This is a genomic window from Azospirillum sp. UENF 312511, assembly GCF_058780635.1.
In genome coordinates this window covers 157,273-182,667 of record NZ_JBSNCG010000003.1, presented here as the reverse complement: position 1 = coordinate 182,667, position 25,395 = coordinate 157,273, and the positions used below count along the sequence as shown (strand labels likewise).

The window sequence follows — 25,395 nt, the reverse complement described above, 5'->3', positions numbered from 1 at the left end:
GTCATCGCCGGTAGACCGTCGGTTCCATGTCGTCCGGCACGAAGGCGCCGGGCGGGATCAGGCCGGGCGACACATAGGCGTGGTGCAGCGCGTCCAATTGCGCCCACAGCAGCTCCGCCTTGTGGCGCAGCGCGGCGATCACCTGCTGCTGCTGCTCCGGTGTCCGGGCGTTGTCGAGCACGTAGTCGAGCCCGAACTCGACGTCGCGCGGCGCCTCGTCCAGCCGCTTGCGGAAGTAGGACAGGGTGGCGTCGTTGGCGAAGGCGTAATAGGCCTCGAACCCGGCGATGCGCTCGCGGTGGATGGCCGGGGCGAACAGCTCGGTCAGGGACGAGGCGACGGCCTCCAGCGTCGATTTGCTCGACACGAAATGGACGTAGGAATCGACGGCGTAGCGGGTCGCCGGCAGGATGCCCCTCAGCGAGGTGACATAGTCGCGGTCCAGCCCCAGTCCGTCGGTCAGGCGCAGCCAGCGCTCGATCCCGCCGACCTTACCCTCCTCGCGCTCCCGGCTCTCGCCGAAACCGTCGTGGTCGAGCACGCGCTGAATCCAGATGCGGCGCAGCGCCGGATCGTCCATCCGCGCCATCAGGGCCAGATCCTTCTTGGGAATGCAGACCTGATAATAGAAGCGGTTCAGCGCCCAGGCCTGGACCTGCCCGCGCTTCAGCTTCCCGCCGTGCAGCAGTTTGTGGAAGGGGTGGAGGTCGTGGTACTGGCGCTCGCCGATGGCGCGCAGCTCGCGTTCCAAACCTTCGCGCGACAGCAGTGACGTCATAGCGTGAACTCCATCCCGTCGTGGGCGATCTCCCAACCTTCGGCGGTGGCGGCGGCCCGTTCGGGCGAGTCGTCCAGCAGGGCCGGGTTGGTGTTGTTGATGTGGACGAAGACCTTGCGCTGCACGCCCAGCCCCGCGAAGGCGGCGATGGAGCCGTCCGGGCCGGACATCGCCATGTGGCCCATGCGCTGGCCGGTCTTGCTGCCGGTGCCGGCGCGGATCATCTCGTCGTCGGTCCAGGTGGTGCCGTCGAACAGCACCAGCGGCGCCCCGCGCAGCCGGTCGGCCAGCCAGTCCGGCATGGCCGAGCAGCCGGGGATGTAGAAGAACTCCCCGTCGCCGTTGCGGTCGCGGATGCGCAGAGCCACCGTGTCCTCCGCCACCGAGCCGAAGCCGGTGGCGGACGGGTCCTCCAGATAGAGCGCGACCTTGCCGGGAACGGCGAAGGCTTCGATCTCGAAGGGGAAGGGGGTTCCGGCGGCGTCGGCGGGAACCCAGGGCCGGTCCAGCGCCATGGCGCGGCGCGGCGCCAGCTCCGGGTTGACCACGCGGAATACGGCGTTCGCCTCCAGCACACGATGCACCCGGTCGGTGGCGTAAACGGCCAGCGGCTGGGATTCGCGCAGCGTCAGCAGGCCCGCCACATGGTCGATGTCGGCGTTGGTCAGCACCGCTGCGGCGATGGGGCTGTGGCGCACGGCGGTCTGCGGGTGCAGCGCCGGATTGGCGAGGATCTGCTGACCGATGTCCGGCGAGGCGTTCAGCAACAGCCAGCGCCCGTCGCCACCGCTGACGGCGAGCGACGACTGGGTGCGGGGACGGGCCGCCGGGTCGCCGGAGCGGGCGCGGCGGCAGCCCGCGCAGTTGCAGTTCCACTGGGGAAAACCGCCGCCCGCGGCGGAGCCAAGGACGAGGATCGTCAGCATGGGGTGCCTTCCCTAATCAGGCGGCCCGAATCAGGCGGCGGTCGTCACACATGGGAACCGACCGGCGCTCAGAGACGGGCGCAGGCGTAGGCGTTGATTTCGGTGCCGACGGCGATCTCGACGATTTGGGGCTTGCGCCAGGTCTTCATGGTTGGGTCCTCCGCGCTTGGATTGGCCTTGGGATGATTCCCAGGGGCTGTTGCCGCCCGCTGCGGGCGGCCCCGCTAGCGAACGTTAGAACGCTACGGGTACGGGACAAGGTGGTCTATGCGACTTTGGATGCAGGTGCGCTGCACAACCGGATAGGGGGGCTCCACCGTCCGGGCGTCCTTCCGCGCGTTGTTGCGCCCCAGCGGCCTTGCATCCCCCCGCACGCAGGGCTATCAAGCCCGCGCGCTTCTTTTTCGCCTGGAAAGATCATCCGCCTGGAAAGATCATCCAGTGGACGCGCGCAACGCGGAGGAAGGACAAACATGAGCGCCATTACCGAAATCCACGCCCGCGAGATCCTCGACAGCCGTGGGAACCCGACCGTCGAGGTGGACGTCCTGCTCGAATCCGGCGCCTTCGGCCGCGCCGCCGTCCCGTCGGGCGCCTCGACCGGCGCGCACGAGGCGGTGGAGCTGCGCGACGGCGACAAGTCCCGCTACGGCGGCAAGGGCGTGCTGAAGGCCGTGGAGTTGGTCAACGGCGAGATCTTCGACGCCATCGCCGGCCTCGACGGCTCCAACCAGCGCGCCCTCGACCTCGCCATGATCGAGCTGGACGGCACCCCCAACAAGGGCCGCCTCGGCGCCAACGCCATCCTCGGCGTCTCGCTCGCCGTCGCCAAGGCCTCGGCGGAAGAGGCGGCCCTGCCGCTGTTCCGCTACGTCGGCGGCGCCTTCGCCAACCTGCTGCCGGTGCCGATGATGAACATCATCAACGGCGGCGCCCACGCCGACAACCCGATCGACATCCAGGAGTTCATGGTCATGCCGGTCGGCGCGGAGAGCGCCGCCGAGGCCATCCGCATGGGCTCGGAGATCTTCCAGGCGCTCAAGAAGAAGCTCAAGGACGCCGGCCACAACACCAACGTCGGCGACGAGGGCGGCTTCGCCCCCAACCTCGCCTCGACCGAGGACGCGCTGGGCTTCGTGATGAAGGCCATCGAGGCCGCCGGCTACAAGCCGGGCGACGACGTCATGCTGGCCATCGACGCCGCCTCGACCGAGTTCTTCAAGAACGGCAAGTACGAGCTGGCCGGCGAGGGCAAGTCGCTGGCGTCGGAGCAGATGGTGGCCTACTGGGCCGATCTGGTCGGCCGCTACCCGATCATCTCGATCGAGGACGGCATGGCCGAGGACGATTGGGAGGGCTGGAAGGCGCTGACCGACGCCATCGGCAGCAAGGTGCAGCTGGTCGGCGACGACCTGTTCGTCACCAACCCGGCGCGTCTGGCGGACGGCATCCGGAAGGGCGTGGGCAACTCGATCCTGGTCAAGGTCAACCAGATCGGCACGCTGTCGGAGACGCTGGAAGCCGTGGACATGGCGCACAAGGCCGGCTACACGGCGGTGCTGTCGCACCGTTCGGGCGAGACCGAGGACAGCACCATCGCCGATCTGGCGGTCGCCACCAACTGCGGCCAGATCAAGACCGGCTCGCTGTCGCGCTCCGACCGTCTGGCCAAGTACAACCAGCTGATCCGCATCGAGGAGATGCTCGGCACCGCCGCCCGCTTCGCCGGACGCGGCATCCTCAAGGCGTAAGACGCTCTTTAATGACCTTCTAAGGGAAAAGGCCCCTTTCCGGGACACCGGGAAGGGGCCTTTTTCTGTGGTCTCTTTAGGAGTTGCGCCCGGTGCGCGGGAGATTTCCAAATCACCACCGTGCAAGGGGCGCGCGCTTCTGGTAAACAGCCGCCATAGTTTCGCCCGCTTGGGCCGCCACCCTCCCACGACGGCATTCCCCGCCCGGACAGGACCCTCGACGCATGACCAAGACCACTTCTTTCGCCGCCCTGCTGCTTGGCGGCCTGCTGTGCAGCGGTTCCGTCTTCGCGCAGACGGCTTCGCTGCAGGACCGTCTGGACCGGCTGGAGTCGGGGGTGGAAGCGCTGGGCGGGCGCGTCGAGGTGGCGCAGGCCTACCCGGGGTCTTCCTACACGCGGGGGCAGACCGCCGAGATCCAGCCGTCCCTGGCCGCGGATTTCGAGGTGCGGCTGCAGAAGCTGGAGCGCGCCTTGTCGGAGCTGACCGGGCGCTACGAAGAGGCGACCTATCAGATCTCGCAGATGAAGGACCGGCTGGAGCGGGTCAACAGCGACATCGATTTCCGCCTGAAGGAGCTGGAGAGCAAGGGCGGCGGGGCGGCCAGCGATCCCTTCGGCGCCCCGGCCAAGCCCAGCGCGGCGGCTCCGGCCGCGGCCCCCAGCGCCGCCAAGGCGTCGGAGAAGGCTGCCGACAAGCCGGCGCAGACTGCCGCCGTGGCGCCGCTGCCCGCCAACTCGACCCCGGAAAAGCAGTACGAGCACGCCTTCGAACTGCTGCGCCAGTCCGACTACGACAAGGCGGAAAAGGCCTTCAGCGACTTCCTGGCGAAGAACAAGGGTCACCAGCTCGCCGGCAACGCCCAGTATTGGCTGGGTGAGACCTACTACGTCCGCAACAAGTTCCAGGACGCCGCCGTCGCCTTCGCCGAGGGCGTGCAAAAGTATCCGAAGAACAACAAGGCGGCCGACAACCTGCTGAAGCTCGGCATGTCGCTGCAGCAGCTGAACCAGAAGAAGGACGCCTGCACGGCCTTCAACCAGCTGATCACCAAGTTCCCCGAAGCCTCGGCCAGCGTGAAGCGCCGTGCCGACACCGAGCGCCGCCGCCTGAACTGCGCCTGACGGGTGCGGTGAACGCGTCCGACCCGGCGGGGCCGATTTCCGCGGGGCCGATCTCCGCGCGTGAGTTCGCCGCCCGCATGGACCGGCTGGGCGGCTTCGAGACGCGGCCGCGCGTGGCCGTGGGCGTGTCCGGCGGGGCGGACAGCCTCGGGCTGGTTCTGCTCGTCCAACGGTGGGCGGCGGAGCGGGGCGGGGATGTCCTCGCGCTGATCGTCGATCATGGCCTGCGCGCCGAGTCCGCGGCGGAGGCTGCTCGTGTGGGCGGCTGGCTCCGGGCCCGCGGCGTCGCCCACGCCATTCTGCGCTGGGACGGCGAGAAGCCGGCGACCGGCATCCAGGAGGCAGCCCGCGCCGCGCGCCACCGCCTGCTGGCCGAGCGCTGCCGGGAAGAGGGCATTCTCCATCTGGCGCTCGCCCACCACCGCGACGACCAGGCGGAGACGGTGCTTCTGCGCTTCGCCCGCGGCTCCGGAATCGACGGACTGGCCGGCATGGCGCCGGTGCGCGCGGCCGGTGCGGTGCGGGTGATCCGGCCGCTGCTGGACCTGCCCCATGAACGGCTGGTGGCGACCTGCCGCGCCTTCGGTCAGGAGTGGATCGAGGACCCCTCCAACCGCAACCCGCGCTTCGCCCGCGCCCGCCTGCGCGCGGCGGGGGAGGCGCTGGCCGCTGAAGGGCTGGACCCGCCGCGTCTGGCCGACCTCGCCCGCCGGGCCGCCCGCGCCCGCAACGCGCTGGAAGCGGGAACCGCCGCCCTGCTGGCCGAGGCCGTGGAGGTCCATCCGGAGGGCTGGCTGCGGCTGGACCCGAAGCCGTTGCTGGCGGCACCGGAGGAGCTTGGCCTGCGCGCGCTGACCCGCTGCATCGCCGCGACGGGGGGTGCCGCCTACCCGCCGAAGGACGAGGCGGCGGAGCGCCTGTTCGCCGAGATCGCGGGGGAAGGCTTCCGGGGGCGTACCTTGGGCGGCTGCCGCATCCTTCCGCGGAAGGGGCATTTGGTGATCGCGCGGGAGCCGGTCGGGGTCACCGAACGGCTGAGCCTTACCCCCGGCGGAGAAGTCTGGTGGGATCGCCGATTCGCCGTTCGGCTGGCGGTGGGGGCGGGCGGGGCGGTGACCGTGGCAACATTGGGGCGGGAAGGGTGGCAAATGGTGCGGTCCGCAGGCCCGGATTCGGGCCGCATCGGCCTGCCCGAACCGGTCCGTGAGACGCTGCCGGCGCTGTGGGACGGAAACGGGCTGGCGGCGGTGCCGCATCTGGGATTTTCGCGGCCCGGATTCCCCCTTTCGGCGGTCGCTTTGCACGCGCCCGGGGTGGTGTTGGCCGGTCCAGCTTTTCCGGTTGTTTCGGACCGTGTCGGCATTATTTAATCTGGGAACGTGCCCGTAAGCCCGGGAGGGGTGGCTCCGCATCAGCCTACCTTTCCGCGCAGGGTTCGCAGAAAGGCTTTTGACGTGAACAATTTCGGCAAGAATCTCGCGCTCTGGATCATCATCGGGCTGCTGCTGGTGGCCCTGTTCAACCTGTTCCAGAGCTCTTCCACGCGCAGCCCGCAGACGACGGTTCCGTTCAGCGAGCTTCTCGCCGAAGTGGACCGCGGCCAAGTGGCCGACGTCACCATCAAAGGAAACCAGGTCTCCGGCCACTTCACCGACGGCCGGTCCTTCAGCACCTACGTCCCGCCCGAAGCCGGGCTGGTCGAGCGGCTGACGCAGAAGAACGTGCGCATCAGCGCCGTTCCGGACGACAGCAACGTGCCGTCGCTGTTCTCCGTCCTGCTGTCCTGGTTCCCGATGCTGCTGCTGATCGGCGTCTGGATCTTCTTCATGCGTCAGATGCAGTCGGGCGGCGGCAAGGCCATGGGCTTTGGCAAGTCCCGCGCGCGCCTGCTGACGGAGAAGGTCGGCCGGGTCACCTTCGACGACGTCGCCGGCATCGACGAGGCCAAGCAGGAGCTGGCGGAAATCGTCGAGTTCCTGAAGGACCCGCAGAAGTTCCAGCGTCTGGGCGGCAAGATCCCGAAGGGCGTGCTGCTCGTCGGCCCGCCGGGCACCGGTAAGACCCTGACCGCGCGCGCCGTGGCGGGTGAGGCCAACGTGCCCTTCTTCACCATCTCCGGCTCCGACTTCGTCGAGATGTTCGTGGGTGTCGGCGCCAGCCGCGTCCGCGACATGTTCGAGCAGGGCAAGAAGAACGCCCCCTGCATCATCTTCATCGACGAAATCGACGCCGTCGGCCGCCATCGTGGCGCCGGCCTGGGCGGTGGCAACGACGAGCGCGAGCAGACCCTGAACCAGCTGCTGGTCGAGATGGACGGCTTCGAGGCGAACGAGGGCGTCATCCTCATCGCCGCGACCAACCGTCCCGACGTGCTCGACCCCGCGCTGCTGCGTCCGGGCCGCTTCGACCGTCAGGTCGTCGTGCCGAACCCCGACGTGCTGGGCCGCGAGAAGATCCTCAAGGTCCACATGCGCAAGGTGCCGCTGTCCCCGGACGTCGACGCCAAGGTCATCGCGCGCGGCACCCCGGGCTTCTCGGGCGCCGACCTCGCCAACCTCGTCAACGAGGCCGCTCTGCTCGCCGCCCGCATCGGCAAGCGCGTCGTCGGCATGGCCGAGTTCGAGGCCGCCAAGGACAAGGTCATGATGGGCGCGGAACGCCGCTCCATGGTCATGACCGAGGACGAGAAGAAGCTGACCGCCTATCACGAGGCCGGTCACGCCATCGTCGCCATCCACCAGCCGGACAGCGATCCGGTGCACAAGGCCACCATCATCCCGCGCGGCCGCGCGCTCGGCATGGTGATGCGTCTGCCGGAAGGCGACCGCATCTCGCTGTCCCAGGCCAAGCTGCACGCCGACCTGCGCGTCGCCATGGGCGGCCGCATCGCGGAAGAGCTGATCTTCGGCAAGGACCGTGTGACCACCGGCGCGTCGGGCGACATCAAGATGGCGACCGACATGTCGCGCCGCATGGTCACCGAGTGGGGCATGAGCGACAAGCTGGGCCCGCTGCTCTACGGCGAGCCGACGCAGGAGGTCTTCCTCGGCCACTCCGTCACCCAGCACAAGAACATGTCCGACGCCACGGCCCGCACGGTGGACGAGGAAATTCGCCGGATCGTCGACGAGGCGTACGGCGAGGCTCGCCGCATCCTGACGGAGAACATCGACCAGCTGCACACCATCGCCAAGGGCCTGCTGGAGTATGAGACCCTGAGCGGTGAGGACATCGCCCGCCTGCTGCGCGGCGAGCCGCTGATCCGCAACGACGAGCGCGAAGGCTTCTCCCCGGCCCCGCCGAAGCAGCCGACCCCGACCTCGGGCCGTCGCCCGTCGGTGCCGACCACCAAGGAAAGCGGCGGGATGGACCCGGAGCCCCAGGGCACCTGATAGCGGGCACCTGATCCGCACCGCGGCTTTAGTCAGCGAAACCGGCGCTCCGCGAGGGGCGCCGGTTTTTCTTTGCCGACTTCCGCCTGTACGTGTGTCCCGTACGTCTTGGCGGAACTGTTAGGCGGGACCATCGTACTGAACAGGGCCGCCCCAACCGAAAGCGCCGCCGATGCTGTTCCTGCCCATCTACGACGACAACCCGACACGGCGGACGCCGGTCGTCACCATGGCGCTGATCGCGCTGTGCGTGATGGTGTTCCTGTGGCAGCTCTCGCTGGGCGCGCGGGCCGGAAACCTCGCGGTCTATTCCTTCGGCCTCGTTCCGGCGGTGCTGTTCGGCCACGCCGAGCTGCCGGAGCCGTTGCGGGTCGTTCCGCCCTGGATGTCCGTCGTCACCTCCATGTTCATGCATGGCGGCTTTCTGCACCTCGCCGGCAACATGCTGTACCTCTGGATCTTCGGCAACAACGTCGAGGACAGCATGGGGCGGGGCCGCTTCGTGGTCTTTTACCTGCTCTGCGGGACGGCGGCGGCGCTCGCCCAGAGCTTCGCCGCCCCAACCTCGGAGGTGCCGATGGTGGGGGCGAGCGGTGCCATCGGCGGGGTGCTTGGCGCCTATCTGGTGCTGCACCCGCGGGCCAATGTCGGCGTCTTCTTCTGGTTCATCATCATCGTGCGTGTCATCAGCGTCCCGGCGGTGCTGGTGCTGGGCTTCTGGTTCCTTGGGCAAATCCTCAGCGGAGTCACCACCCCGACCTCCGACGACAGCGGCGGGGTGGCCTTCTGGGCGCATGTCGGCGGGTTCGTCATGGGGGCTGCGCTGATTCCCTTCTTCAAGCGGCCCGAGGTGCGGTTGCTGGAGCCGGCGCACAGCCGCGCCTTCGAAGTCGTTCCGCCGGGCACCCGGCTGCGCCGCGGCAGCGTGCCGGAAGCGGGCGACCGCCGCCGTCCCTTCCGTTGATGAATAGGGACTGTCTATTGATCTGTTTGGATCGTTCGATTGGACCTGTCGCCGTCCGACGCGCATGCTGAGGCTGAACAGAAACGGCGGCGTTCGGGAGTTCAGCGATGACCAAGACCTTCAGCTTTGCCTGCATCCACTTCACGGTGGCCTTCACGGTCGGCTATCTGATGACCGGCAGCATCGCGGTGGGCGGCGCGTTGGCGCTGGTGGAGCCGCTGTGCAACACGGTGGCCTATCATCTGCACGAGCGGGCTTGGGCGGCCCATGAACGCCGCAAGGTACGGGCGGCCGAGGCGGAGCCGACGGAAGGAACCGCCGTTCCGGCTTGAAGGGATCGGTGGTCATAATCCCCTCTCCCCTCCGGGGAGAGGGTTAGGGTGAGGGGGATGCGCTTGACCGTGCGTCCGGCAAAAGCGCAACCACCTCACCGGCCCTCCGGGCCACCCTCTCCCCAGAGGGGAGAGGGCTAAAGCGGATTGCAATCCGCTTTGGACCGCGACTGCGGTCCCGGTCGCACATGCGACCGGAGCCCGCCGGCGAATGAGGCGATAAGAGTCTAAAGCGAACGGAAGTTCGCTTTAAAGAAACGAAATACTGGTTCAGCGCGAACGCAGGTAGGCCAGCACCGCTTCCGGAGCGGATTCGCCGTAGGGATCGCCGCCCTCGCCGGCGTCGTTGATGCCCGGCTCCTCGAACAGCTTCTCGATCACGCCGTCGGTCACCACCATGGCGTAGCGCCAGCTGCGCATGCCGAAGCCGACATGCTCCTTGTTGATCAGCATGCCCATGCGGCGGGTGAAGTGACCCGAGCCGTCGGGGATCAGCTTGACGTTCTTCACGCCGAGATGCTTGCCCCACTGGAACATCACGAAGGCGTCGTTGACGCTGAGGCAATAGACCTCGTCCACGCCCAGGTCGCGGAACTCAGGGTACAGCGCGTCGTAGGTCGGCACCTGCTGGTTTGAGCAGGTCGGGGTGAAGGCGCCGGGCAGGGAAAAGACGACGACGCGCTTTCCGGCGAACAGCTCGTCGCTGCTGACGTCCTGCCAGCGGAACGGGTTGGGGCCGCCGACGCTTTCGTCGCGCACGCGGGTCTTGAACACGACCGAGGGGACTTTGCGTCCTTCCATGATGGTCTCCGGATCGAAGTGAAGCGGTTGATGTGGAATGATCCGAACCTTAGCCCTTCAATGGATTGACGAAAACCGGTCGGAGCCGCCTGCGCGGTCTTGTCTCAGCATCAGGGCAGGACGTCCGCCGCAAAGGGGCGGAAGGCCCCCTCCGTGACCAACCGCTTCGCCGCCGCGATGTCCGGGGCCATCGCGCGATCCTCCGTCCACACCGCCACGCGGGCACGCAGCAGCCCCCGCGCGCGCTCCAAAGCGGGCGAGGAGGCCAGCGGCGCCCGCAGGTCGATCCCCTGGGCCGCGGCCAGCAGCTCCACCGCGACGATGCCCGCCAAATTGTCGGCCATGTCCGTCAGGCGGCGGGCGGCATGGGTCGCCATGCTGACATGGTCCTCCTGGTTGGCGGAGGTGGGCAGGCTGTCCACGCTGGCCGGGTGGGCCATCTGCTTGTTCTCGCTGGCCAGCGCCGCCGCGGTGACCTGGGCGATCATGAAGCCGCTGTTCAGCCCGCCGTCGGCCACCAGGAAGGGCGGCAGACCCGACAGGTGGGTGTCCATCAGCAGGGCGATCCGCCGCTCCGACAGCGCCCCGGTCTCGGCGATGGACAGGGCCAGCACGTCGGCGGCCATCGCCACCGGCTCGGCGTGGAAGTTGCCGCCCGACAGGATGTCGCCGCTGTCCGGAAAGACCAGCGGGTTGTCGGAGACGGCGTTGGCCTCGCGCTCCAGCACGCCCGCGGCGAAGCGCAGATGGTCGAGCACCGCGCCCATCACCTGCGGCTGGCAGCGCAGGCTGTAGGGGTCCTGAACCGTCTCGTGCCCGTCGCGGTGGGAGTCGCGGATGCCGCTGCCCTGGAGGAGGGAGCGGTAGACGGCGGCGACGTCGCGCTGGCCGGGCTGGCCGCGCAGGTCGTGGATGCGCGCGTCGAACGGGCCGTCGCTGCCAAGAGCGGCATCGACGCTGAGCGCCCCGGCGACCAGGGCGGCGGCGAAGCCGTCCTCCGCCGCGACCAGCCCGGCCAGACCCAGCGCGGTGGACACCTGCGTGCCGTTCAGCAGCGCCAAGCCTTCCTTGGCCTCCAGCGCCAGCGGCGCCAGCCCGGCGCGGGCCAGCGCCTCGGCGGCGGGCAGCCGCTCGCCGTCCACGTCGGCCTCGCCCTCGCCGATCAGCACGCCGGTCAGGTGGGCCAGCGGCGCCAGATCGCCGGACGCCCCCACCGACCCCTTGGCCGGCACCACCGGCAGGACGCCGCGGTTGTAGAGCGCCAGCAGCGCCTCGATCACCACCATGCGCACGCCGGAATGGCCGCGCGCCAGTGCGTTGACCTTCAGCGCCAGGATCAGCCGCACCACGCCCGGCGGCAGGTCCGGCCCGGTGCCGGCGCTGTGCGAGAGGACCAGCCGCCGCTGCAACTCGCGCACCTGATCCGGGGGGATGCGCTTCTTCGCCAGCAGACCGAAGCCGGTGTTCACGCCATAGACCGCGCGCTCCCCGCCCGCCGCCTCCACCACCGTGCGGGCCGAGGCGTCGATGGCGGCGCGGCAGCCGGGCGCCAGGGCCAGGACGGGCGGGTCGCGCAGGATGCGGCGCAGGTCGGGCAGGGCGAGATGGCCGGGGTCGATGGTCAGCGTGTCGGTCATGCGGCGTTCCTTGAGACGGGGCGAACAGGGAGGTCCTTCACATGAGGCGCCGTCAGCGTCTGCGCAAAGGGGGTGGTTTTCAGTGGCATTCCTGTGATGTCCCTCAATCTTCAGATTTCATTTACCAAAAACGCGCCAACTGACCTCGCCTGCATCCAGTGGGCACTGCCGCAAACGGTGACAATTGGAGGGCTGTAAATGCCTCGCCTGTTTTCTCGCGGGTCTGAAAAGACCAATAAAGATATGGCTCACGGGGGACGTTACTTCACCCGGGTACTCGTTGGTGCATTTGTCTTCAGCGCCACCATCAATCTCCTGATGTTGGCGATGCCGCTTTATTCCCTTCAGGTCTTTAGCCGGGCTATTCCGTCCGGCAACATCGATACGCTGGTCATGCTGACCGTCATCGTCGTCCTGGCCCTGACGCTGAGCGCCGCCATGGAAACGGTGCGGGCGCGCATCCTGGCCCGCGCGGGCAACGCGCTGGAGGTCGCCTGGCGCCGCCGGCTGACCGCCGACGTGCTGGACGCCTCGGGCCGCGGCCGTCCGGACACCGCCCCGGTCAGCGACCTCATGGAGGTCAAGGGCGCGATGAGCCGCCCGTCGCTGCCGGCCCTGATGGACCTGCCCTGGGTGCCCCTGTACGTCATCGGCATCTACCTGATCCACCCGCTGCTCGCCGTGATCCTGGTCGCCGCGATGGTCATCATGACGGCGCTCGGCTATCTGAGCAACTGGGCGGTCCGTCACTTCGCCGAGGACAGCAAGGCCCCGGCCAGCCGTTCGCAGCGCCTCTTCGACTCCCTGCTGTCGCGGTCGGAAACGGTCCGCGGCCTGCGCATGGGACCGAGCGCGCTGGATGCCGTGGCCCGCGACGCCATGACCACCTCCGCCCTGCAGGGCCGCTCGACCGAGCGCGCCGCCGCCATCGGCGCCTTCACCAAGTGGGTCCGCATGGTCATCCAGATCGCGGTGACCGGTGTCGGCGCCCTGCTGGTGATCGAGCAGCACCTGTCCTTCGGCGGCATGATCGCCACCTCCATGCTGGTCGGCCGCGCCCTCGCCCCGGTGGAGCAGAGCGCCGGCGCCTGGGGCCAGATCCAGAAGTCCTACCAAGCCTTCCGCCGCCTGTTCCCGCTGCTGAAGCGCCTGTCGCTCGAGCCGGAGCGTCCGATGATCCCGGTGGAGCGCGAGCGCCTGACCGTCGAGAACCTGCTGTTCGTCTCCCCCCGCGACCAGAAGCCGATCCTGCGCAGCGTCACGCTGGCGGTGGAGCCGGGCCAGACGGTGTGCATCGCCGGTCCCAACCGCTCCGGCAAGTCCGTCCTGGCCCGTCTGTTGGCCGGTGTGGCGATGCCGTCGGCGGGCACCGTGCGGCTGGGCGGTCTGGCCGTCGCCTCTCTGAACCCGGAAACCCCGGAGCAGGGCATCGGCTACATGTCGCAAGGCGCCGATCTGCTGCCCGGCACCATCGCCGAAAACATCGCCCGCTTCACCGAGACGACGCGGGAGAAGGTCGAGGACGCCGCCAAGCGCGCCGGCATCCATTCCTGGGTCGAGAGCCTGCCCGGCGGCTATGAGACCGAGGTGACCGACCCGCTGTTCCCGATCACCGGCGCCTCGGCCCGCCTGATCGCCCTGGCCCGCGCCGGCTACGGCCGCCCCTCGCTGATGGTTCTCGACGAGCCGTCGGCCGGCATGGACGAGATCGGCCACAAGGCGGTGCGCGAGTTCATCGTCGAGGCCAGGAACCGCGGCGTCACCACCATCGTGCTGACCCATTCTCCGGCCTTCGTCGACATCTCCGACAAGACCTTCGTTCTGAAGAACGGCATGGCGGTGGAACTGCCGCAACGTCAGCAGGAGCAGCAGGGTCCGAACTGGAGCCGCCTGCGCAACATCGGCCCGGCGCCGGTGCAGAGCGCCGCCGGCTGACGCCGGAACCTCCAGACCAGTACCCAGCACTTCCGGCGATCAAGGACCGATTGTTATGACCGACACCACCATGAACACCTACAAGACGAAGACCATGACGTCGATCGGCGCGCTGCGCGCGCTGGTTCCCGACACCCGGGTCAGCGGGCTTCTGGCCGGCGGCTTCATGGTGCTGGCGGTGGGCTTCGGCGGGATGACCGCCTGGGCCGCGCTCGCCCCGCTTCACAGCGCCGTCATGGCCTCCGGCGCTCTGGCCCCGGAGACCGGCCGCAAGATCGTGAAGCACACCGAGACCGCCCAGATCGAGGAGATTCTCGTCAAGGAAGGCGACACGGTGAAGGCCGGTCAGGTCCTGATGCGGCTCGACAGCACTGAGGCGGCGACCCGGCTCCAGGTGCTCAGCACCTCCTGGCTGGAAACCCAGGCGCTGGAAGCGCGCCTGACCGCCGAGCTGTTCGAGCAGCCCGCCATCGAGTGGCCGGAGGAGCTGCTGCGCCGCCGCGGCAGCGACCGCACGGTGGAAAAGCTGATGGGCAACCAGGAGACCCTGTTCCAGGTCCGCCGCAACCAGCTCGACACCGAGGCCAAGCTGACCAAGGAGCGCGTCGCCACGCTGCGCGAGGAGGGCAAGAGCCTTCAGGAGCAGCGCAAGTTCCTGGCCCGCGAGATCCAGCTCATCGAGGACGATCTGCGCATCACCCAGGGTCTGCTCTCCCGCGGCAACGCCACCCGCACCAAGCTGGTCGAGCAGCAGAAGGAGGAGGCGCAGCTCAAGGGCCGCGACCGCGAGTTGGAGGCCCGGATCGCCCAGGCCAACCAAGCCGCGGTGGACGCCGAGGGCGAGCTTCTGCGCCGCCGCAACGACTTCCGGGAGAAGGTGCTGGTCGACCTGGAGAAGTCCCGCGGCGACGTCATCCGCCTCGCCGAGCAGATCCGTGACGCCGCCAACCGGCTGGAGACCCGCGCGATCAAGGCTCCGGACGCCGGTACCGTCGTGATGCACAGCCATTGGGCGGCCGGCGGCACGATCACCGCGAACGAGCCGATCCTGGACATCATCCCGGACGGCCGCGCCCTGCTGGCCGAGGTGAAGGTCCAGCCGAAGGACATCAAGTCGCTGACCGTCGATCTGCCGGTGAAGGTGCAGCTGACCGCCTATGACAGCCGCGTCGTCGGCTCGCTGGACGGCACGGTGACCTACGTCTCGGCCGACCGCGTGATGGACCCGATCACCCGTCAGGAATCCTACATCGCGCGGATCAAGCTGAAGGACAGCGACTCCCATCAGGTCCACAACCTGACGATCAAGCCGGGCATGCCGGTGGAGGCGCGCATCCTGCTGTCCGCCCGCACCCCGCTCGACTATCTGGTGCAGCCGCTGTCGCACTCCTACGTGAAGGCGTTCATCCAGGAGTAATGAGCCAAGCGTAAGGGGCGTCACGCTCCGCGATGGTCCGGAAAAGGAAAGGGCGGCTTCCCACGGGGGAGGCCGCCCTTCCTTGTTTGGCGAAGCGGGATGGTGTCAGCCGCGCGGGCCGTGCAGACGCCGCGCCGCGAGGTCCAGCGCCAGTTTCAGCTGGGCGAGCGAATAGGGCTTGTTGACCACGCCCAGCGGGTAGGTCTCGGTGATGCGGGCCATGATCGCGTGGTTGGCGTAGCCGGACAGGAAAATGGAGCGGATGCCGTAATTGGCGCGCAGGCGCCGCGCCGCCTCGATCCCGTCGCCGCCGGCCAGCCGCACGTCCATCAGCGCCACGTCGGGACGCTCGCGCCCGGCGATGGCCACCGCCTCCTCCTCGGTGCGGGCGGTGCCGCAGACGATGTGGCCGAGATCCATGGCGGCCATCCCCACCGCCTCGGCGGCCAGGGACTCGTCCTCCACGATCAGCAACCGCAGCGGACGGATCGCCGCCGGGGTGTCGCGCCGGGTGGAGTCGTTCGGGCCGGCCTGGACGGCCGGACCGCAGCGGTGCCGCCATTCCAGGCGGGACGACGGTCGTGCCCCGGACGCCGGTCGTGCCAGCGTGTCCACATCATCCCGTGCCATGACCACCCCCATGCGTCGCCGCAGGTGTTATTGGTAAAGATTCATTTACCAAATAAAGTGGTAGCCACACCCATTTCGGAGTTCAAGGAAAATCGGTGTGACGTGGGTGCGTTCGGACGAGGTGCGACCTTCCCGCAACAATGTGGCTCGATAGAATCAGGGGTGCGCAGGTCAGCGCTTGGGGCGGCTCAGCCAGTCCACATTCCCGCTGCGGGGAGCGGCGCCGTTGGTCCCCGTACCGCCTTTGCGTCCGGACAGGGGCGAAAGCCAGGAGGGAGCCGGAGCCGCATCGGGGGCGGAGTCCGGTGCCGCAGGGCGCTGCGGCGCCGGGGCGGGTGCGCGCGGGACGAAGGGCGACAGAACGGGCGCCGGTGACGGAGGCGTTGAGGGCGCGGGCGGATCGTCGCGCGGCGGCTCGGCGAAGGAAGGGGCCGGCTCGCTGGACGGCGGCGGAGCGTAGGTCTGCGGGGCCGTCTGCGGTGCGGGGGGCGGCACCGCCGGAGCTGCGGCGGATGGCTGGGCGGATGGCTGGGCGGATGGCTGGGCGGACGGCTGGGCGCGCGGTTCGGCGACGGCCCGCGTGGGGCGGTCGTCATCGTCCACCGGGCCGGTCTGGGTGTTGATGCGCCGGGCATCGTCGCGGATGGTCAGCAGGGTGGACACGGCGAACTGGAGCAGCGGTGCCATCGTCTCGGAGTTCGCCAACTCCTCCGCCGTCAGCGCGGCGAAGCGCTGGCGCACCTGCTCCACCGCGTCCTCGATGCTGTCGCGCAAGGCGCCGGTGTCCTGGAGGACGCGTTCCAGATCCTCCCGAAGGGCTGAAATCTCGCAGGCTTGGCGCAGCTCGTGGAAGCCGATGGGGGTCCCCGGCGTCCGGCCGGAGTCGGCGGTCCGCTGATCCTGCGATCGGAAATCATAGGGCATCTTCGCCAAACGCCGGGCCCTATCCTGCAATCCTGATGGAGACCAAGGAAGGTTGCCGTGTCACAGGTTTAATGCGGTTGAACATGGTTGGAAACCGTTTGCGCACCCCAATCGCTTGTACTATTTTTTCCGCACCGGGGGGAACGGAATCCTGCGGTATCACAAATCCTACCCACCCCTCCCCAGAACCACGCATGCCGGGTACTCACGGTGTCGATTGATCGCGCGGAACTGGAACGGCTTCTTGCCGATCGTCCGACAGGAAACCGCTCGGCCATGCAGGCCGTCCGCGAAAGCTACGCCGACATCGGCCTGATGCGCGAGCGCGGCCTGTCTTGGGCGGAAATCTCCGACGTGCTGGCGAAGCTGGGCGTCACCGCCCGCGACAACCAGCCGATCTCGCCCGTCACCCTGCGCTCCGCCTTCTTCCTCGTGGGGAACGAGGAACGTGACGGCGGCGCCGACGGGGAGGAGGACGGCGGCACGACTCCTCGCGAAACGCTGGATGCGGTGCACCGCGCCGCCCTCGCCGCGGGACAGCCGGACGACGCCGAGGATGCGGCGCCCGAACCGGAGATGCCCGAACTGGAAACGGCTGAGCCGGAGATGCCCGAGCCGGACATGCCGGGCATGGCAGATGGCGCGACCGACGGTCCGCCGGAAGCCGCCGTGCCGGAACCGGAACTTCCTCCCGAGCCGGAGCCGGTCCCCGTTTCGGAACCGGCCGCCGTGGTGCCTGCCGATCCCCCGGAGGAATCGACTCCGGCCCCGGTTCCGGAGGCTGCTCCAATTCAGGCTCCGATTTCCCCGGCCCCGACTCCCAAGGCGTCGACTCTCAAGGCCCCGGCCGCTCACGCTTCAACACCTCAAGATTTGACAACGAACAGACTCTGGAAAGGCGATCGCATGCTGGGCACCATCTTCGTTCTCAACGACCGCGGTGGCGTCGGCAAGACGCTGCTGTCTCATCACCTGATGGCCACCGCCATGCTCGAAGGCCTTCAGCTCAAGGTCGTCGAATATGAGGTGAACGAGCGCCTGAACCGCCTGTTCGGTCCGGAAGTGGTGGAGCACCGCCGCATCACCCAGGACTTCATGAACATGATGGGCTCGGGCGACGGCTTCTACGAGTTCTGGGACCAGATCGGTCCGGAGCTGCAGCGTGGCGGCCGCCTCTACGACTTCGGCGGCAACATCTCCCAGTGGTTCTTCAACTGGGCCGAGGTGTCGGGCTTCGACTACTACGTCGGCGAGGGCGAGCGGCTGACCTTCATGGTGCCGGTCACCGTCGATCTGGCCTCGCTGTCCACCGGCATGAACACGCTGGAGCGCATCGCCACCATTGCCCCGAAGGCCAAGCGCGTCCTGGTGGAGAACGGCTTCTCCGGTCCCTTCTCCCAGCTCGACGACAGCCAGTACGCCCGCCGCAAGGCGGAGATGGTGGAGCGCGAGGGCGTGGAGGTCATCTCCATGGCGCCCTGCACGGCCCCGGCCTGGGCGCGCCTGACCGGCCACCGCATCGACGAGGTGGCGCAGATGACCCGCGAGGATCTGGTGAAGCTGGGCATGACCCCGCCGGTCGCCTCCCGCTCGCTGATCATCATCCACGAGTGGCTGCGCACGATGCGGCAGGCGCTGTCGCCCTACCTGCGCGACGCCTTCAACCAGTCCGCCGGCCCGGCCGCCAAGACCGGCGCCCGTCAGGGCGCGCTCTAAGAGAATTGCCGCCAGGGCGCGCTCTGACAGGACCGCGCATCGCCAGCATGTGAGAACGGGGGCCTTCGCGGCCCCCGTTTCTTTTTGCCGTCAGGCCGATTCAGGCGAAGGTTTCAACCAAAGCCGCGAACTCCTGCGGGCGTTCGGCGTGCAGCCAGTGGCCGGCGCCCTCGATCATCTCGATGGCGGCCTTGGGGAAGTGGCGGCGGATGGCGGCGTGGTTTTCCGGCACGATGTAGTCGGACCGGGTTCCGCCGATGAACAGGGTGGGGCCGTCGTACCGGGCGTCGCCGAGATCCGGGAAGCCGATCAGGTCGCTCATGCGGGCGCCGATGGCGTCGAGGTTGATCCGCCAGTGAAACGACCCTTGCTCCAGAACGAGATTCTGCAGCAGGAAGGAACGCAGGGGGGCTTCCGGCACTGCGTCCACGAGCTGCGCCTCGACCTCCGAGCGGCGGGTGCAGCCTTCCAGCTTGGCCTGTTTCATGGCCGCCACGAAGGGGGCGTGGGTGTGGGTGTAGGCGACCGGCGCGATGTCGGCCACGGCGAGACGCTCCACCCGGTCGGGATGGTTGAGCGCCAGAGTCATCGCCACCTTGCCGCCCATGGAATGGCCGACCACCGACGCCCGCGCGAAACCGCGGTCGTCGAGGAAGCGCAGAACGTCCGCGGCCATCGCCGGGTAGGTCATCTCGTCCGACCAGGGGGCGCCGCCGTGGTTGCGCAGATCCAGGGCATAGACCCGGTGCCGCTCAGCGAAGCGCTTCGCCAGGGTCTGCCAGTTGCGCGCCGACCCGAACAGGCCGTGCAGGACCAGCAGGGGGGTGCCGCCGTTCGCTTCGCCGGCTTCCAGATAGGTGAGGGGAAGACCCTGGGGCATGGACGTTCCGCTTGTCTGAAGGTGGGGGATGGGACAATGGGTGGGCGGCGATCCTAGCAGACCGTTTCCGCCCGCCGCCTTCAAATTCCACACGGGCCGGCATGCCGAAAGGGGTGACGCGGGCGGGGAAAACGCTAGGATGGCGCCGCCCATCAGAGGACCCGTACGCACCGTGCTCCGCAACATCCTGTCCGTCGGCGGGCTGACGCTGGTCAGCCGCGTCCTTGGCTTTCTGCGCGACGTTCTGACCGCAGCGCTGCTCGGCGCCGGGCCGGTGGCCGACGCCTTCTTCGTGGCGTTCCGGCTGCCCAACCATTTCCGCGCCCTGTTCGCCGAGGGAGCCTTCAACTCCGCCTTCGTGCCGCTGTTCTCCGCCAAGCTGGTGCAGGACGGGCAGGCCGCCGCCAAGCGCTTCGCCGAGGAGGTGATGAGCTTGCTGCTGGTGGTGCAGCTTCTGTTCCTGGCCGGCATCCTGGCGATCATGCCGCAGTTCATGACGGTCTTCGCGCCGGGCTTCTCCGACGAGCCGGAGAAGTTCCGGCTGGCCGTGCTGTTCACCAGCATCACCTTCCCGTACCTGCTGTTCATCTCGCTGGAATCGCTGCTGGCCGGCGTTCTCAACAGCATGGGGCGGTTCGGGGCGGCGGCGGCGGCGCCGATCCTGCTCAACCTGTGCCTGATTGCGGCGATGGTGCTGGCCGCGCCGCTGATGCCCACGGTGGGCCACGCCCTGTCCTGGGGCGTTTTCGCCGCCGGGCTGGCGCAGTTCCTGTACCTGTACTGGGAGGCCAGCCGGGCCGGGATGGGGCTGCGTCTGGCCCTGCCGCGCCTGACGCCCGACGTGAAGCGGTTCCTGACGGTGCTGGGGCCGGCGGCGCTGGGGTCCGGCCTGACGCAGATCAACCTGTTCGTCGACACGCTGATCGCCTCGCTGCTGCCCACCGGGGCGGTGTCCTACCTGTATTACGCGGACCGGCTGAACCAGTTGCCGCTGGGCGTCATCGGGATCGCGGTGGGCACCGTTCTGCTTCCGGAAATGGCCCGGCGCATCAAGGGCGGGGACGAGCCCGGCGCGGTGGAGAGCCAGAATCGGGCGGTGGAGCTGTCGCTGGTGCTGACCCTGCCAGCCGCCGCCGCCTTCCTGGTCGCCGGCCTGCCCATCGTGTCGGTGCTGTTCCAGCACGGCGCCTTCGGCCCGACCGACGCCGCGCAGTCCGCCGCGACCCTGCAGGCCTACGCGCTGGGTCTGCCGGCCTTCGTGGTGATCCGCAGCCTGGTCAACGGCTTCTACGCCCGGCACGACACGGCGACCCCGGTGCGGGTGGCGCTGGCCGCGACGGCGGTCAACGTGGCGTTGAAGCTGGCGCTGATGGGGCCGCTGGCCCAGGTCGGCCTGGCGGTGGCGACCTCCGTCGCCGCCTGGGTCAACGCCGGGCTGCTGGCGTGGCTGCTGACCCGGCGCGGGCTGTTCAAGGCCGATGCCCGGCTGCTGCGCAACCTGCCGCGCATGGCCATCGCGGCGCTCGCCATGGGCGGCACGCTGTGGCTGGTGCAGACCCAGCTCTCGTCCTGGCTGACCGCCCATGGCCTGTTCGAGCGTCTGGGCGGGCTGGTGTTGCTGGGCCTTGCCGGCCTGCTGGTCTACGCGGTGCTGGCGGTCGCGCTGGGCCTGCTGCGCCGGTCGGACCTCGGGCGGTTCCGCCGGCGCCGCAAGAGCGTTTGAGGACTACGCCGCCGGCCCGTTCTTGACGGGACGAGACGGGTCGGCGGTCCATTCCGACATCGACCCGTCATAGAGGCGGACCCCGTCGATCCCCGCCACCTCGCTCAGCGCGAACCAGGACACCGAGGCGAGGTGGCCGGTGTTGCAGAAGGTGATCGTCGACTTGCCCGTCCCGGCCTGATCCGCCAGCGCCTTTACCGCGTCGGCGGGGAGGAAGCGCTTCTCGGCGGCGGAGTAGAAGGCGCCGTTCTCGATCAGCACCGCCCCCGGCAGCGTGCCCGGAACGCGGGCCTGCGGGCTCTTGGCCTTGCCCTCGAACTGCTCGGCGGAGCGGGCGTCCAGCAGCGGGACGGAGCCGCCGGCCACCGCCGTCGCGACCACGGGCAGGGGGGCACGCAAGTCCTCGCGGGGGGCCGCGGTGAAGGTGGCGGCGGGGCGGGTGGCGGCGGCCGTGACGACGGGATGGCCGGCGTCGCTCCAGGCGGCGAAGCCGCCGTCCAGCACCGACACGCGGTCATGGCCCAGCGTCTTGAACGTCCAATAGACGCGTGTCGCGTTCCCCATGTCGGCGGCGCTCAGGCCGCTGGCAACCAGAACGACGTGGTCGCCGTTCCGAATCCCCAATCCGCCGATCAGCCTTTCCAGAACGGCGGTGTCGGGCAGCAGGCCCGGAACGCCGTCCACCGTCGCCCGCCAGCCGGCCTTGGCGTAGTCGGAATGGATCGAACCGGGGATGAAGCCGCCCGCCGGCGGCGTGCGCACGTCCAGAACCACGAGGTCGGGGCGGTCGAGGGCGCCCTTCAGCCAGGCGCTGTCCACCAGCGGGCGTTGAGAATCGGTCGTCATGGCTCTGCCTTTACGGCTGGTTTCACGTCGGACGGGCAGGGTATCAACACAAGCTGGCGTAGGAAAACCAAATCTACGCTGTTGTTTCCCATCCTTGTCGCAGGCTGTTGCGACGGTCGCCGTTGCTCCGGCGCCCCTGGTGGGGTAACTCTTGTCGGTTGAAGGGTCTTGTGATCCAGGCGAAGGAGTGCGGCATGGCCAACATCGATGATCTGCTGGGCGCCGGCTCGTCCGACGACATGAGCAGCGATGCCTTCGCCATCGGCGACGCGCCGGTCGAGATCAAGGTGGTCATCGGCACCGCCATGCTGCGCGTCCGCGACCTTCTGAAGCTTGGCCGCGGCGCCGTCGTGGAACTGGACCGGCACCTGAAGGACCCGACCGACGTGTATGTGGAGGGCGTCCTCGTCGCCCGCGGCGAGGTGGTCATCGTGGACGACAAGATCGGCGTCACCCTGACCGACTTCGTGAAATCCAGCCGCGAGTGGAAGCGCTAAGCTTTCGGCGCTTTGATACGTTTTCGCAATGACATGTTCCGGGAGCGAAACGTCATGTTGCGCACCCGGAACAATCATGATGCGGCTTCGCAACGATCCTTTATTTAAATCGTCACTCGGCCGGCTCGGGGACCACGATGTCCAGCGGCGTGCCGGTGGCGTGGGCGTAGAGCATCAGGTCGTTCAGCAGCTCGGCCTCCTGCTCGCCGGCGTCCTTGCGGCGGATGGCGACCAGCTTGTCGAGCGCCTTGATGTTGAAGCCGGCGGATTTGACCTCGCTGCGCAGGTCCTTCAGGTCGGCCTTCAGGCCGTCGATCTCGTCCATCAACCGCTCCATGCGGTCGGCGAACTGCTTCAATTGGTCGGCGGCGGTGGTGTTGAAACCGGTCGTCACGACGGAACCATCTCCTTCAGGAACGGGGACCCCGCCGCCTTCGGCGCGCTGGCCGGACCGCGGGGGGAGGCGCTGTTAGCACAGCTCGCGGCGCTTTGTCCGGGGACAACGCGCGTGGCTTGACGCGGCGTGGCCGGCAATGCTTTCGTGGCTGCGGCCGTCCTTGCGGCGCTGGAGAGCGAACACGATGTCCGACCTGCCGCCGCTTGGCACCCCGCGTCTCTTCTCGAATCCGCGCGCCGACACGGACCAGCCCTACGGGCCCGCCGAACGGGCGATCCTGAGCCGCGCCGCCTTCCAGGACGCGATGACGGAGATCGGCGCCTGGCCGGGCTACGCCCCGACCCCGCTGCGCTCGCTGAGCGGGCTGGCCCGTGCCGCCGGCATCGACCGAATCTGGTACAAGGACGAGAGCAGCCGCTTCAACCTGCACAGCTTCAAGGCGCTGGGCGGCGCCTACGCCGTGCTGCGCCTGCTGGTGCGCGAGGTTCAGGCCCGCGTGCCCGGCGTGCCGGTGACCGCGCTGGATCTGGTGGTTGGGCGCTACGCCAAGGTGACCCGCGGCATCACGGTGACCACGGCGACCGACGGCAATCATGGTCGCTCCGTCGCCTGGGGGGCGCAGGTGTTCGGCTGCGGCTGCGTCATCTACATTCCCGGCAACTGCTCGCAGGGGCGGCAGCAGGCGATCGAATCCTTCGACGCCCGCGTCGTCCGTGTGGCCGGCAACTACGACGACGCGGTGCGGCAGGCGGCGGCGGACGCGCGGGAGCATGGCCGGCACGTCGTCTCCGACACCTCCTACACCGGCTACATGGACATCCCCCGCGACGTCATGCAGGGCTATACCGTGATGGTGGAGGAGGCGATCGGCCAGCTTCCGGCCAGCGAGCGCCCGACCCACGTCTTCGTGCAGGGCGGGGTGGGGGCCTTGCCCGCCGCCGTCTGCGGCCATCTGTGGGAAAGCTGGGGCCGCCAGCGCCCGCGCTTCGTGGTGGTGGAGCCGCACGCCGCCGACTGCCTGTACCAGAGCGCCGTCAACGGCCGCCCGACACCGTCCAAGGGCGATCTGGAGACGCTGATGGCCGGGCTCGCCTGCGGGGAGGTGTCCCTGCTGGCCTGGGCGATCCTGGAGCGCGGGGCCGACGATTTCCTGACCATCCCCGACGACGCGGCGGTGGCGACCATGCGCCTGCTGGCCGAGGGGCGGCATGGCGGACGGCCCATCGTGGGCGGGGAGTCCGGTGTGGCTGGTCTGGCGGGCCTGCTCTGCGCCGCGGCGGACCCGGCGACCCGCGCCAGCCTGGGCCTCGCCCCGGACGCCCGCGTGCTGGTCTTCGGATCGGAAGGGGCGACCGACCCCGAGGTCTATGAGTCCTTGGTGGGCCGCAAGCCCGACGCGGTGCTGGGCGGCGCCTGACCCCTGCTTGGCCCTGCTGGGCCTGCCATGCGCGTTCCCCTGTTCTGGTCCCTTGCGCGGGCCCGGCGGGGCGGTCCACCATGGCGCCCCATAAAAATTGGACCCCGCAGACTGGACATCAGGGAATGGACCGCAGAGACGTCAACCCGCTCGTCGCCGCCACCGAGGCCCCGCCCATCGCCGAGGCGTGGCGCTGGGTGGAAGGCCGCAGCTTTCCGGCGGACAAGCCGCTGATCGACCTCTGTCAGGCGGTGCCCGGCTACCCGCCCGCCGACGCGTTGACCGCCCATCTGGCCGAGCAGGTGCGGGCGCCGGACACGGCGCGCTACACCGCCATCGACGGCATCCCGCCGCTGACCGCTGCGCTGGCCCGGTGCACCGGATCGCTTTATGGCGGCGAGGTGACGGCGGGCGAGGTGCTCATCACCGCGGGCTGCAACCAGGCCTTCGCGGTGGCGGTGATGGGGCTGGCGCGGGCCGGCGACAACATGATCCTGCCCGCTCCCTGGTACTTCAATCACAAGATGACGCTGGACATGCTGGGCATCGAGGCCCGGTCGCTGGCGTTGCGCGAGGAGAACGGGCTGATCCCCGACCCGGCGGAGGCCGAGCGGCTGATCGACGCCGGCACCCGCGCGCTCGTGCTGATCTCTCCCAACAACCCGACCGGCGCCATCGCTTCGCCCGACGCCATCGCGGCGCTGTACGAGCTGTGCGAGCGACGCGGCGTCAAGCTGCTGCTCGACGAGACCTACCGCGACTTTCCAGATTGGGAGGGGCGGGCGCCGCACGGGCTGTTCCAGCGGCCCGGCTGGCAGCGCACGCTGGTCCAACTCTACAGCTTCTCCAAAGTCTACAGTCTGGCCGGCTACCGGGTCGGCGCGGTGATCGCCGACGCCGGCCTGCTGTCCCAGGCGCGCAAGGTGATGGATTGCCTCGCCATCTGCGCCCCGCATGTCGGGCAGAAGGCGGCGCTGTTCGGGCTGGAGAACCTGGACGGCTGGGTGGCGGAGAAGCGGGGCGACATCCTGGCCCGCGTCCATGCCTTCCAGTCGGCGATGGAGGCCAGCGGCACCGGCTACCGCATCGCCAGCATCGGGGCCTATTTCGCCTATGTCCGGCATCCCTTCGCCGGCAAGCGCGCCCATGACGTGGCCGAGGGGCTGGCGCGCGATCACAACATCCTGTGCCTGCCCGGTTCCATGTTCGGTCCCGGCCAGGACGATTACCTGCGCTTTGCCTTCGCCAACGTCGACGCGGCGGTCATGCCGGAGATCGCCCGGCGCCTCGTGGACAGCGAAGCGTAAG

23 protein-coding genes are annotated in these 25,395 nt (G+C 68.9%); 13 read left to right on the top strand and 10 right to left on the bottom strand.

The features are described 5' to 3' along the window. Position 1 precedes the first annotated feature (1 nt). The 3 genes from pqqC to pqqA all read right to left on the bottom strand — a co-directional run bounded on the left by pqqC (position 2) and on the right by pqqA (position 1,853). Positions 2-778 (bottom strand): pyrroloquinoline-quinone synthase PqqC, encoded by a 777-nt coding sequence (gene pqqC, locus ACWPN7_RS12170; RefSeq protein WP_349620504.1) that lies wholly within the window; start codon positions 776-778, stop codon positions 2-4. Then, on the bottom strand, positions 775-1,704 hold the full coding sequence (gene pqqB, locus ACWPN7_RS12165; protein ID WP_200475307.1) for a pyrroloquinoline quinone biosynthesis protein PqqB: 930 nt from the start codon (positions 1,702-1,704) through the stop codon (positions 775-777). The genes pqqC and pqqB overlap by 4 nt, the downstream gene beginning before the upstream one ends. A gap of 68 nt (positions 1,705-1,772) precedes the next feature. Then, positions 1,773-1,853 carry a pyrroloquinoline quinone precursor peptide PqqA gene (gene pqqA / locus ACWPN7_RS12160; RefSeq protein ID WP_014240199.1) on the bottom strand — a complete coding sequence of 27 codons (81 nt, stop codon included), beginning with the start codon at positions 1,851-1,853 and terminating at the stop codon, positions 1,773-1,775. Positions 1,854-2,177: 324 nt separating this feature from the next. Between pqqA and eno the strand changes: the two genes are divergently transcribed. The 6 genes from eno (at position 2,178) to ACWPN7_RS12130 (ending at position 9,267) form a co-directional block, all read left to right on the top strand. After that, positions 2,178-3,455, top strand: a complete 1,278-nt coding sequence (eno, locus tag ACWPN7_RS12155; protein ID WP_492273294.1) for a phosphopyruvate hydratase — start codon at positions 2,178-2,180, stop codon at positions 3,453-3,455. A 224-nt stretch (positions 3,456-3,679) separates the two neighbouring features. Then, complete coding sequence (gene ybgF / locus ACWPN7_RS12150; protein WP_459197673.1) at positions 3,680-4,579, top strand: tol-pal system protein YbgF; 900 nt, start codon at positions 3,680-3,682, stop codon at positions 4,577-4,579. Between the two features lie 8 nt (positions 4,580-4,587). Continuing rightward, positions 4,588-5,949, top strand: a complete 1,362-nt coding sequence (gene tilS / locus ACWPN7_RS12145; RefSeq protein WP_459197672.1) for a tRNA lysidine(34) synthetase TilS — start codon at positions 4,588-4,590, stop codon at positions 5,947-5,949. A gap of 84 nt (positions 5,950-6,033) precedes the next feature. After that, positions 6,034-7,971 (top strand): ATP-dependent zinc metalloprotease FtsH, encoded by a 1,938-nt coding sequence (gene ftsH / locus ACWPN7_RS12140; protein WP_014240204.1) that lies wholly within the window; start codon positions 6,034-6,036, stop codon positions 7,969-7,971. Positions 7,972-8,143: 172 nt separating this feature from the next. Then, entirely contained in the window at positions 8,144-8,935 is a 792-nt protein-coding gene (locus tag ACWPN7_RS12135) for a rhomboid family intramembrane serine protease (RefSeq protein WP_349621653.1), read from the top strand. Between the two features lie 107 nt (positions 8,936-9,042). After that, positions 9,043-9,267, top strand: a complete 225-nt coding sequence (locus ACWPN7_RS12130; RefSeq protein ID WP_014240206.1) for a DUF2061 domain-containing protein — start codon at positions 9,043-9,045, stop codon at positions 9,265-9,267. Positions 9,268-9,537: 270 nt separating this feature from the next. Here ACWPN7_RS12130 and ACWPN7_RS12125 read toward each other — a convergent pair whose 3' ends face one another. Beyond that, complete coding sequence (locus ACWPN7_RS12125; protein WP_038528240.1) at positions 9,538-10,068, bottom strand: peroxiredoxin; 531 nt, start codon at positions 10,066-10,068, stop codon at positions 9,538-9,540. A gap of 110 nt (positions 10,069-10,178) precedes the next feature. Continuing rightward, a complete protein-coding gene (gene hutH, locus ACWPN7_RS12120; protein WP_459197671.1) occupies positions 10,179-11,705 on the bottom strand; it encodes a histidine ammonia-lyase in 1,527 nt (508 codons plus the stop codon). Positions 11,706-11,903: 198 nt separating this feature from the next. On the opposite strand from hutH, the gene ACWPN7_RS12115 reads away from it, so the two are divergent. Next, positions 11,904-13,640: a type I secretion system permease/ATPase gene (locus ACWPN7_RS12115; protein ID WP_345772292.1), complete on the top strand. Its 1,737-nt coding sequence runs from the start codon at positions 11,904-11,906 to the stop codon at positions 13,638-13,640. 55 nt (positions 13,641-13,695) lie between these two features. Further along, positions 13,696-15,057: an HlyD family type I secretion periplasmic adaptor subunit gene (locus tag ACWPN7_RS12110; protein ID WP_137114380.1), complete on the top strand. Its 1,362-nt coding sequence runs from the start codon at positions 13,696-13,698 to the stop codon at positions 15,055-15,057. A 105-nt stretch (positions 15,058-15,162) separates the two neighbouring features. On the opposite strand, the gene ACWPN7_RS12105 is transcribed toward ACWPN7_RS12110, so the two are convergent. Further along, complete coding sequence (locus ACWPN7_RS12105) at positions 15,163-15,687, bottom strand: response regulator (RefSeq protein ID WP_081863038.1); 525 nt, start codon at positions 15,685-15,687, stop codon at positions 15,163-15,165. A gap of 171 nt (positions 15,688-15,858) precedes the next feature. Continuing rightward, positions 15,859-16,611 (bottom strand): hypothetical protein, encoded by a 753-nt coding sequence (locus ACWPN7_RS12100; protein ID WP_451991855.1) that lies wholly within the window; start codon positions 16,609-16,611, stop codon positions 15,859-15,861. A 276-nt stretch (positions 16,612-16,887) separates the two neighbouring features. On the opposite strand from ACWPN7_RS12100, the gene ACWPN7_RS12095 reads away from it, so the two are divergent. Continuing rightward, entirely contained in the window at positions 16,888-18,327 is a 1,440-nt protein-coding gene (locus ACWPN7_RS12095) for a hypothetical protein (protein WP_349621656.1), read from the top strand. 100 nt (positions 18,328-18,427) lie between these two features. Here ACWPN7_RS12095 and ACWPN7_RS12090 read toward each other — a convergent pair whose 3' ends face one another. After that, positions 18,428-19,207: an alpha/beta fold hydrolase gene (locus ACWPN7_RS12090; protein WP_451991857.1), complete on the bottom strand. Its 780-nt coding sequence runs from the start codon at positions 19,205-19,207 to the stop codon at positions 18,428-18,430. A gap of 172 nt (positions 19,208-19,379) precedes the next feature. On the opposite strand from ACWPN7_RS12090, the gene murJ reads away from it, so the two are divergent. Continuing rightward, on the top strand, positions 19,380-20,930 hold the full coding sequence (gene murJ, locus ACWPN7_RS12085; RefSeq protein ID WP_038528226.1) for a murein biosynthesis integral membrane protein MurJ: 1,551 nt from the start codon (positions 19,380-19,382) through the stop codon (positions 20,928-20,930). A 3-nt stretch (positions 20,931-20,933) separates the two neighbouring features. On the opposite strand, the gene ACWPN7_RS12080 is transcribed toward murJ, so the two are convergent. Beyond that, entirely contained in the window at positions 20,934-21,776 is an 843-nt protein-coding gene (locus ACWPN7_RS12080) for a sulfurtransferase (RefSeq protein WP_103040992.1), read from the bottom strand. A 194-nt stretch (positions 21,777-21,970) separates the two neighbouring features. On the opposite strand from ACWPN7_RS12080, the gene fliN reads away from it, so the two are divergent. Then, a complete protein-coding gene (gene fliN, locus ACWPN7_RS12075) occupies positions 21,971-22,273 on the top strand; it encodes a flagellar motor switch protein FliN (protein ID WP_014240218.1) in 303 nt (100 codons plus the stop codon). Between the two features lie 112 nt (positions 22,274-22,385). On the opposite strand, the gene ACWPN7_RS12070 is transcribed toward fliN, so the two are convergent. Beyond that, positions 22,386-22,667, bottom strand: coding sequence for a DUF2312 domain-containing protein (locus ACWPN7_RS12070; protein WP_014240219.1), 282 nt, complete (start codon positions 22,665-22,667; stop codon positions 22,386-22,388). Positions 22,668-22,854: 187 nt separating this feature from the next. On the opposite strand from ACWPN7_RS12070, the gene ACWPN7_RS12065 reads away from it, so the two are divergent. Both ACWPN7_RS12065 and ACWPN7_RS12060 read left to right on the top strand, forming a co-directional pair. Beyond that, on the top strand, positions 22,855-24,087 hold the full coding sequence (locus tag ACWPN7_RS12065; protein ID WP_200475993.1) for a diaminopropionate ammonia-lyase: 1,233 nt from the start codon (positions 22,855-22,857) through the stop codon (positions 24,085-24,087). A gap of 125 nt (positions 24,088-24,212) precedes the next feature. Next, positions 24,213-25,394, top strand: a complete 1,182-nt coding sequence (locus ACWPN7_RS12060; protein WP_456525474.1) for an aminotransferase — start codon at positions 24,213-24,215, stop codon at positions 25,392-25,394. Position 25,395: the final 1 nt, after the last annotated feature.